Source organism: Tahibacter sp., assembly GCF_035481375.1.
Taxonomy (GTDB): Bacteria; Pseudomonadota; Gammaproteobacteria; order Xanthomonadales; family Rhodanobacteraceae; genus Tahibacter.
The window spans coordinates 1-8,627 of record NZ_DATIGT010000222.1; the positions used below are offsets into that span (position 1 = coordinate 1).

Sequence of the window (8,627 nt, forward strand, 5' to 3'; positions counted from 1 at the left end):
CCCGCCACGGCACACGCAAGCAGAAGACGTTTCATCGCGAATCCCCGTGTAGTGATCGACTCGCGATCAATCTAGGGATGCAGCGGCGTCTCCGCCCTGATATGGATCAAGCGGAGGCCGCTTTTCGCGCCGCTCAGGACAGAACGGTCGCGAACCCGCCGAGCGGATGGTGTGCGCGCGCGATCGAGACGACGAAGGCGAACACGGCGAGCGCAGCGGCGAACGCGATCGTGCGCGTCCGGCGCGAGCGGCCGCGGCGCAGCGCGACCACGCCGAGCGCGACGTAGACGACGATCAGGATCACCTTGACCGTCAGCCAGGCGACCGCTATCGGATAGACGTGCAGCAGCGTCATCAGCATGAACGCGGCCGTCAGCAGGGTCGTGTCGATCGCGTAGGACAGATAGCGCAGCGGCGCCGCGTTCGCCGCGGGCGAGCCGGAGAACATCAGGCCGCCGCGCAGCGTGAACAGCGCGACCGACAGCAGTGCGCACGTGACGTGCACGAGCTTTATATGTGGATAGAACTCGATCATGCGTGGCGGAATGGGGAGATGGGGAATCGGGAATCGTAAGAGCAGGACGTGAACGGCCTCGGCGTCAACCGGGCGCGCCGTCCGCGCGCGGCGAAGCATAGATCCACAGCGAACGCAGCACCCACGGCAGGAACGCGACGATCCAGGCACAGGCGGCCACGGCGAACCAGTACGTCGGATCGCGACGCGTTTCGGCAAGCACGCGGAGCACGGCGACGACCTGCACGCCCGCGAAACAGATCCACGGCACGGTACCCATGACGAGCGGCAGTCCGGAATGTCCCTGCGTGACGCGCGTGACCATCGCGACGAGCATGCTGCCGAAGAAGCCGACCGTCAGCGCATGCACGGGCGCGCGCCCGAGTATCGTCTCGCCGCCGGCAAACAGGACGAAACTCTGCAGACTGTACAAAGCAAATGCGAGCGGCAGCCAGAACAGCGCGAGGTGCAGCACGAGCAGCAGGCCCGACACGCGCGCCTTCCACGGCTGCCAAGCGATCGAATGCGCGAGGAAATACAGCGCGAACGGCGCATCGACGAGCCAGAGCCAGCGCGGCATCGGCGCGAGTTCCAGCACGAGATGCGCGAGCGAGAACAGCCACAGCAGCGGCAGGCTCCAGGCGGGACGCACCATGCGGTAGCCGGGCACGAGATTCGCCGAGAAGAACGGCACCATGCGATGACAGACCGTGAAGTAGATCGGCAGCAGCAGCCCGAACGTGCCGAGCTTGACGGCCGCCGGCACGAGCAGCCAGCGCTGCGTCGCGAGCGCGGCAGCGAACGCGATCAGTCCCGCGGCGCCGGACAGCAGCGCCGCATAGCACGACGCCGCGTGCTGATCGAAACGGCCGGCGGCGAGCAGCACGCGGCCGAGCACGACGAGGCCGGCGATCCATCCGGCAATCGTCAGCGCAAGGCCCGCGGCGAACGCCGGCATGCCGGTGAGCAGGCCGATGTGCGCGAGCAGATAGCCGCCGAACACACCGGCGAATACCGGCACGTAGTGGCGTCGCGCGAGCGCCGGCCGGTTCAGCCAGCGCGGAAACACGGTGAGCAGGAAGCCGAACAGGAACGGTCCGAGCATGCCGAACTGCACGAGCAGCGCATGCGCCCAGCCCGGCGGCACGGGCGGTGCGGGCAGCGTCCAGCCGCTGCGCGCACCGACCAGCACGATCGCCCACCAGAGCATCGACACGATCACCGCGCTCGCACCGGCCGCGAACAGCAGCCGGTGCGGCGCTGCGCTGATCAGGCGCGGCAGTTCGGCGACCAATGTGGCTTTGTTCGCTTGTACCCTATCGTCAGGCACGGTCGAGCGCTCCGTCGGGAACCGCGGCGGTCTCGCGCGGCGTGATCCAGAGCCGCGCGACGAACAGCGCGAACAGCAGCGCGCCCGCGGCGAAGATGCAGTCGCCCGGCACGCGCAGCCAGACCAGCAGGTGCACGATCGGCCGGCCCATGAATTCCGCCGAGCGCGCATACCAGTAGCCGTGGTCGAGCGCCGCGTTCAGCTGCAGCACGCCGAGCGGCAGCAAGGTCAGCAGCGCCATCAGCGAAAGGCCGATGTTCATGCCCCAGAATGCGCGGCCGAGCAGCACGTCGTTCCAGACCGCGCGCGGACGCAGTCCGCGCAGGCAGAACAGCATCAGACCGATGCCGAGCATGCCATAGACGCCGAACAGCGCCGTGTGCCCGTGCAGCGGCGTGAGATTGAGCCCCTGCATGTAGTACAGCGCGAGCGGCGTGTTGATGAGGAACCCGAACAGTCCGGCGCCGACGATGTTCCAGAACGACACCGCGAGGAAGAAGCGGATCGGCCAGCGATAGCGCTGCATCCACGGCGTCGCCTTGCCGTGCGACCAGGTTTCGTAGGCTTCGAGCCCGATCAGCGCGAGCGGCACGACTTCGAGCGCCGAGAACGAGGCGCCGAGCGCGATCACCGCCGTGGTCGTGCCGGCGAAATACAGATGATGGAAGGTGCCGAGCACGCCGCCGGCCATGAACACGATGGTCGCGAACAGCACGTTCACCGTCGCGTTGCGAGCGCGCACGAGACCGAGCTTCACGAACAGGAAGCTGATCACGGCGACGGCGAACACTTCGAAGAAGCCCTCGACCCACAGATGCACGACCCACCAGCGCCAGTATTCGACGAGTGCAATGTGCGTGTGCTCGCCCCACATCAGACCCGCGCCGTAGAACAGGCCGATCGCGACCGTCGAGAGAAACAGCAGGCCGACGATCGAGGCCATGTCGTCGCGCCGGCGCAGCGCCGGCAGCAGCGCGCGGCCGACGAGGGTCAGCCACAGCATGAGTCCCACGAACAGGAAGATCTGCCAGAACCGGCCGAGGTCGACGTATTCCCAGCCCTGGTGGCCGAACCAGAAATTGTTCGCGAGTCCCAGCTTCTGCATGACCGCGAACCACTGCCCGGCGAACGCGCCGACGACGATGATCAGCAGGCAGGCGAACAGCAGGTTCACGCCGGCGCGCTGGAAACGCGGTTCGTGTCCCGAGATCGCCGGTCCGATATAGAGCCCGGTGCCGAGCCATGCGGTCGCGATCCAGAGCACGGCGAGGTCGGTGTGCCAGCTGCGCGTCAGCGAATAGGGCAGCACCTGCGAGATTTCCACGCCGTAGAACTGCTGGCCTTCGACCTGATAGTGCGCGGTCAGCGCGCCGAGCAGGATCTGCACGAGGAACAGCGCGATGACGACCCAGAAGTATTTCGCGGTCGCGCGCATCGACGGCGTGATCGTGAGGTTCGCGAGCGGGTCGGCGGCCGGCGGCACGAGCGCAGGTTCCTTGCCGTGCTGCACGGCGTGATGCCAGGCGAGCAGCGCGATGCCGGCGATCATGAACAGCACGCTGAACACGCTCCAGAGGAACGCGCTCGAGGTCGGCGTGTTGCCGACATCGGTGTCGTAGGGCCAGTTGCTCGTGTAGGTGACGTTCGTGCCCGGGCGCGTCGTGACCGCGGCCCAGGCGGTCCAGAAGAAGAACGCGCCGAGCTGGCGGCGATGCGCGGCGTCGGCGACCGTGCCGTTTCTCATCGCATAGGTTTCCCGCAGCGGCTGGGTCGCCGCGTCGTCGCCGAACAGGCTCTGGTAGTGCATCGCGACTTCGGCCATCGCGGCGGCGCGGTCGGCACTCACCGTGATCGTGCCGGTCGGCGCGTCGTAGCGGTTGGTGCGAACCTCGCCGCGCAGCCGCTCGCGCAGCGCGGCCTGGTGCGGCGCGGACAGCGCGGCGAACGCGCTGCCGTGATCGCGCTGCGACCAGCGTTCGAGCAGCGCCTGCGCCTCGCGGTGCAGCCAGTCGGCGCTCCAGTCCGGTGCGACCAGCGCGCCGTGACCCCAGACCGAACCGAGCTGCTGCCCGCCGATCGACTGCCAGACCTGGCGGCCCGCTTCGATGTCGGCGCGCGAATAGAGCAGGGCGCCGCTGTCGGCGCGCACCTGCTCGGGCAGCGGCGGTGCCGCATGATAGATCTCGCGCCCCTGCCAGAGCAGCACGGAAAACGTCGCGGCCAGCAGCACCGCGAGCGCGAGCCACAGGCGTCGTGTCGATGTCATCGGAATCTCCATCGTGAATTCCGGCTCAGCATGCGATCGTGCCGATGGCGCCGCACTGATCTGGATCAGCCGGCATCGATCGATCGGTGCCTTTCAGTCGGCGCAGCGATGCTGCAGCACGCAGCGCGCCGCATCGCGCAGCGCGATAGCGTCGAGGATCCCGACTTCGCGGCCTTCGATGCGCAGCAAACCGCGCTCCTGCAGCCGGCCGAGCACGCGGCTCACGGTTTCCGCGGCGAGCCGCAGATAGTTCGCGATGTCCGAGCGCGGCATCGACAGGTGCAGGCGGCGCGCCGAATAGCCGCGCGTGGCGTAGCGGTCTGCCAGGTCGATCAGGAACGCGGCGAGGCGTTCCTCGGCGGTGTAGTCGCCTGACAGCAGCGACGCCGTGCCGATGTCCTTGCTGAGCAGGCGGAACAGCTGTTCCTGCAGATGCGGCAGGCGCGTCGCGAGCGTCGCCATGGCAGGAAACGAAAAGCGGCACAGCGCCGCGGTGTCGAGCGTCACCGCATTGCAGGGATAGCGCGCCGGATAGATCGCGTTGAGCCCGACGAGTTCGCCTGGCAGGTAGAAGCCGGTGACCTGCTCGCGGCCGCGATCGTCGACGACGTAGGTCTTGATCATGCCGGCGCGCACCGAGTAGATCGCGCCGAACGCGTCGTTGACGCGGAACAGATGATGGCCGCCGCGGAACGGCCCGACGTGTTCGACGAGGCAGTGCAGCGCGTGCAGCGCCGTCTTGTCGTAGCCGTTGGGCAGGCAGATTCGGCCGAAGCTGCAATTCGTGCAGAACGTGCGCGCGTCGCCGTCGTCGGCGAGCGCGGCCTGGGCCGTGCTCGCGAGACGCGCATCGTCGCTGTCGCCTGCGCCGCGCACTCAGATCACGCGCGAATGACGGACGGTCGCGGCCGGGGACTTGCGCCGGTAGGCATCGAACACCATGGCCACGACGCGCAGCAGAAAGCGTCCGCGCGGCGTCACCGTGATGCGGCCGGGCCGCAGGTTCACGAGCCCGTGCACGGCGAGGTCGGCGAGATCGGCGAGTTCCGCCGCGAAATAGGTCGTCGCGTCGACGCCGTGGCGCCGGCCGAGTTCGCCCAGGTCGAGCGTGCCGTGACACATGAGCTGCATGATCGCGTCGCCGCGCAGCCGGTCGTCGTCGTCGAGCAGCAGGCCGCGCGCCACCGGCAGCCGGCCGCGGTCGAGCGCGCCGTAGTACAGCGCCATTTCCTTGAAGTTCTGGCTGTAGCCGTCGCCGACGCGGCTGATCGCGCTGACGCCGAGGCCGACGAGGTCGCAGTCGCCGTGCGTGGAATAGCCCTGGAAATTGCGCTGCAGCGTGCCGTCGTCCTGCGCGCGCACGAGCTCGTCGGTCGGCAGCGCGAAATGGTCCATGCCCACGTAGCGATAGCCGGCGCCGCAGAGCCGCTCGACACAGAGCGCGAGCAGCGCGAGCTTGGTCCGCGCATCGGGCAGGTTCGCCGCGTCGAGCTGGCGCTGCGGCTTGAACACGTCGGGCAGATGCGCATAGCTGTATGCGGCGATGCGGTCGGGCCGCAGCGCGACGACCGCGTCGAGCGTGCGCGAGAAACCCTCGACGGTCTGCAGCGGCAGGCCGTAGATCAGATCGACGCTCAGCGAGCGGAAGCTGCCGTCGCGCGCCGCGTCGAGCACGGCCGCGGTCTGTTCGACCGACTGGATGCGATTGACCGCCTGCTGCACGAGGGGATCGAAATCCTGGATGCCGACGCTGAGCCGGTTGAAACCGAGTTCGCCGAGGCCGCGGATGTAGTCGGCGTCGGCATGGCGCGGATCGATCTCGATGCCGAACTCGCGCGCGTCGCTGCGGTCCAGCGTGAAATGCTGCTGCAGCGATTCGCAGAGATCGCCCATCTGGCGCAGGTCGAGAAAATTCGGCGTACCGCCGCCGAAATGCAGCTGCACGGCCTTGCGGTCACGGTCGAACAGCGCCGAGGTCAGCTCGATCTCGCGGAACAGCCGTTCGAGATAGACCTCGGCCTTGCCGCGCTCGCGCGTGATCACACGCGTGCAGCCGCAGTAGAAGCACGGGCTCTCGCAGAACGGCACGTGCACGTAGAGCGACAGCGAACGCGGAATCGGATCGTCGTTGGAGCGGCGCGCGCAGGCGACGAATTCGGCTTCGCCGAAACTCGACGCGAACTGCGGCGCCGTCGGATACGAGGTGTAGCGCGGGCCGTTGAGGTCGTAGCGGCCGACCAGCGCGGCGTCGAATTCGGGCAGGGCGGGGTGCGGAATCATGGCTCGCACGCTAGCGTCGGCGGCGCGGGACGGCCTTGATCCTGGTCAACTCGAGCGGGATAGGGGGGCAGTGGAGCGTGAAGAGGAGTGAGAACGGGTGACGGCAGTTCCGGCGCTGCTTCGCCAGGCCGCCGCGGGCCTCGGTGCCTGCGGTTCGGGAGGCGCCGGCACGCCGGCCGCCGCACCGCGCAGCGAACCGTTCGAGGACACCTACGCGATCGATCACCCGGCCTCGTTCCCGCTGAAACCGAAGGGCATTGCGCCGTATCGGGGCGGGCGTCGCTGCGTGGGGATGGCGCAATGCGCTTTGCTTATTGCGCCCTACGCGGCGTCGATGTGCGCGCTCGTACGGCGCAATGACCGGAGGGCATTGCGCCGTGTGGGCTCAGGCTCGATCGCTCACTGGAACCCGTTCGCAAAGATGCGATCGGGGTCGATGACGAAACTCCAGACGCCGCGGCCCAGCGTGCCGGCGATGAGCTGGCCGGAGTTCGCGACGTAGCGCAGGTCGAACACGAGCACGTCGGGCAGGCCGCTGCCGAGCAGGCTCCAGGTCGACGAATTCACGGCGGCGACGAAGACGCCCGAGCGCGTGCCGACCGCGACGACGTCGCCGAGCGGACTCGGCACGAACTCGATCGTGCGGAAGTCGAACGAACTGATCGTGCCGAGATTGCCGGTCACGTTGTCCCAGCTCGTGCCGCCGTTGATCGAACGGAACACCTGATTGTCGTCGACCGCGAACACGACCTGCGAATTGTCGGGATCCATCGCGACGTCGGTGATCGTCGCGGCGCCGGCCGGCAGCGCCGTCGTCGCGACGAAGCTCGCGCCGGAGCGGCGGAACACCGCCGCGTTCTTGCCGACATAGGCGGCATCGGGATTGTCGCTCGCGCCGTAGGCCATCGCGTTGCGGTTCGCGCCGGTGCCGAGCGGGGTCAGCGTCGGCGTCGCGGTGGTTACATTGATGGATTCGTATACGTTGTTGAGTCCGCCGACGAGCATGCGCCCGTAGTTCACGACGTTGAGCTCGACCGGCGTGACGAACTGCGGATCGGCGATCGTCGGCATCGTCACGTTCGAGACGAAGCCGTTCGTCGCGTTGTAGCGCGCACGGCGGAAGCCGCCGCTGTTCTGCGAGCTGATGTAGCGATAGCTGCCGGCGATGCCGAGCGTGTCGTCGTCGATCGTCGCGTCGCCGCCGTCGCCGCCGTTGATCAGCGTCCAGCGCGGATTCGTCGCGCCGATCTGCATGTGCGTGCCGTTGTCCTGCGTGCCGATCATGATGATGTCGGCGACCTTGTCGTGGGCGAGGTCGTGCACCTCGGTCACGGCGAGATTGCCGATGACCGAGGCCCAGGTGCCCGCGCCCGAAGGCGTGCTGCGCCGGTAGACGCCGCCGTCGTCGGATTCGAGCAGGTTGCCGTTGGCGTCGAACATCATCGCGCGGCTGTCCGCATGCGGCGAGGTGTTGCCGCCGCCGGCGCCGTGGATGATCGAGAACTGGGTGCCGCTCGCGAGCGAGGCATTGCCGCGCACGACGTTGCCGGTGAACGGGCTCGCGGTGATGCGATCGCCCGAGATGTAGACGAGGTTCGCATTGGACGGATCGGCGACGATCGCGGTGTTGACCGCGCCCTGGGCGCCCGGATGCACGGCCGGCACGTCCATCGGCGTCCAGGTGCCGCCGAGATTCGTCGAGCGCGCGACGCCGGCGAGCACGCCGCTGTTGACGACCGCGGCGAACACCGTGCCCGATGCGCCGACCGACAGCCGCACGGCGTTCGTCGTGCCGCCGAGCCCCGGTACGCCGGTCGTCACGTTGATCCAGTTCAGGCCGCCGTCGTCGCTGCGCAGCACCTGGGGCGCGGCGCCGCGCGTCGCGATGTAGAACTGGTTGTTGTTCGCCGAATTTCCGACCAGGTCGAAGATGCCGCCGGTCGGCAGGTTGCCGGTACCGGAGACGAGCGTGAACGTGCCGCCGCTGTTGTCGCTGCGATACAGGCCGCCGACCGTCGAGCCCGCGAACAGCCGCGTGCCGCGTGCCGCGACCGCGATGATCTTCTGGCCGAGCAGCGGCGCGCCGGTGTGCACGGTCCAGGTCGCGCCGCCGTTGGTCGTGCGGTAGACGCCGATCTCGTCGTCGCCGCGCTGGCCGAAGTTGCTGAAGCGGCCGGTGCCGGCGATCAATGTCTGGCGCGTCGCGTCGAGCGGATCGAACGCGAGCGCGCCGATCG

The 8,627-nt window shown here is 68.3% G+C and carries 6 protein-coding genes; all 6 read right to left on the reverse strand.

The genetic code is table 11. From position 1 onward, the window contains the following. Positions 1 to 133: 133 nt before the first annotated feature. Positions 134 to 535, reverse strand: coding sequence for a SirB2 family protein (locus tag VLF18_RS14530; RefSeq protein ID WP_325280353.1), 402 nt, complete (start codon positions 533 to 535; stop codon positions 134 to 136). A gap of 64 nt (positions 536 to 599) precedes the next feature. Continuing rightward, positions 600 to 1,844 carry an NnrS family protein gene (locus tag VLF18_RS14535; protein WP_325280354.1) on the reverse strand — a complete coding sequence of 415 codons (1,245 nt, stop codon included), beginning with the start codon at positions 1,842 to 1,844 and terminating at the stop codon, positions 600 to 602. Beyond that, positions 1,837 to 4,110 carry a nitric-oxide reductase large subunit gene (locus tag VLF18_RS14540; RefSeq protein WP_325280355.1) on the reverse strand — a complete coding sequence of 758 codons (2,274 nt, stop codon included), beginning with the start codon at positions 4,108 to 4,110 and terminating at the stop codon, positions 1,837 to 1,839. The genes VLF18_RS14535 and VLF18_RS14540 overlap by 8 nt, the downstream gene beginning before the upstream one ends. Before the next feature lie 93 nt (positions 4,111 to 4,203). After that, complete coding sequence (locus VLF18_RS14545; RefSeq protein ID WP_325280356.1) at positions 4,204 to 4,986, reverse strand: helix-turn-helix domain-containing protein; 783 nt, start codon at positions 4,984 to 4,986, stop codon at positions 4,204 to 4,206. Next, positions 4,987 to 6,390, reverse strand: coding sequence for an oxygen-independent coproporphyrinogen III oxidase (gene hemN / locus VLF18_RS14550; RefSeq protein WP_325280357.1), 1,404 nt, complete (start codon positions 6,388 to 6,390; stop codon positions 4,987 to 4,989). A 399-nt stretch (positions 6,391 to 6,789) separates the two neighbouring features. Next, positions 6,790 to 8,627, reverse strand: a 1,838-nt coding sequence (locus VLF18_RS14555; protein ID WP_325280358.1) for a hypothetical protein, incomplete at its 5' end; no start/stop codon positions are given.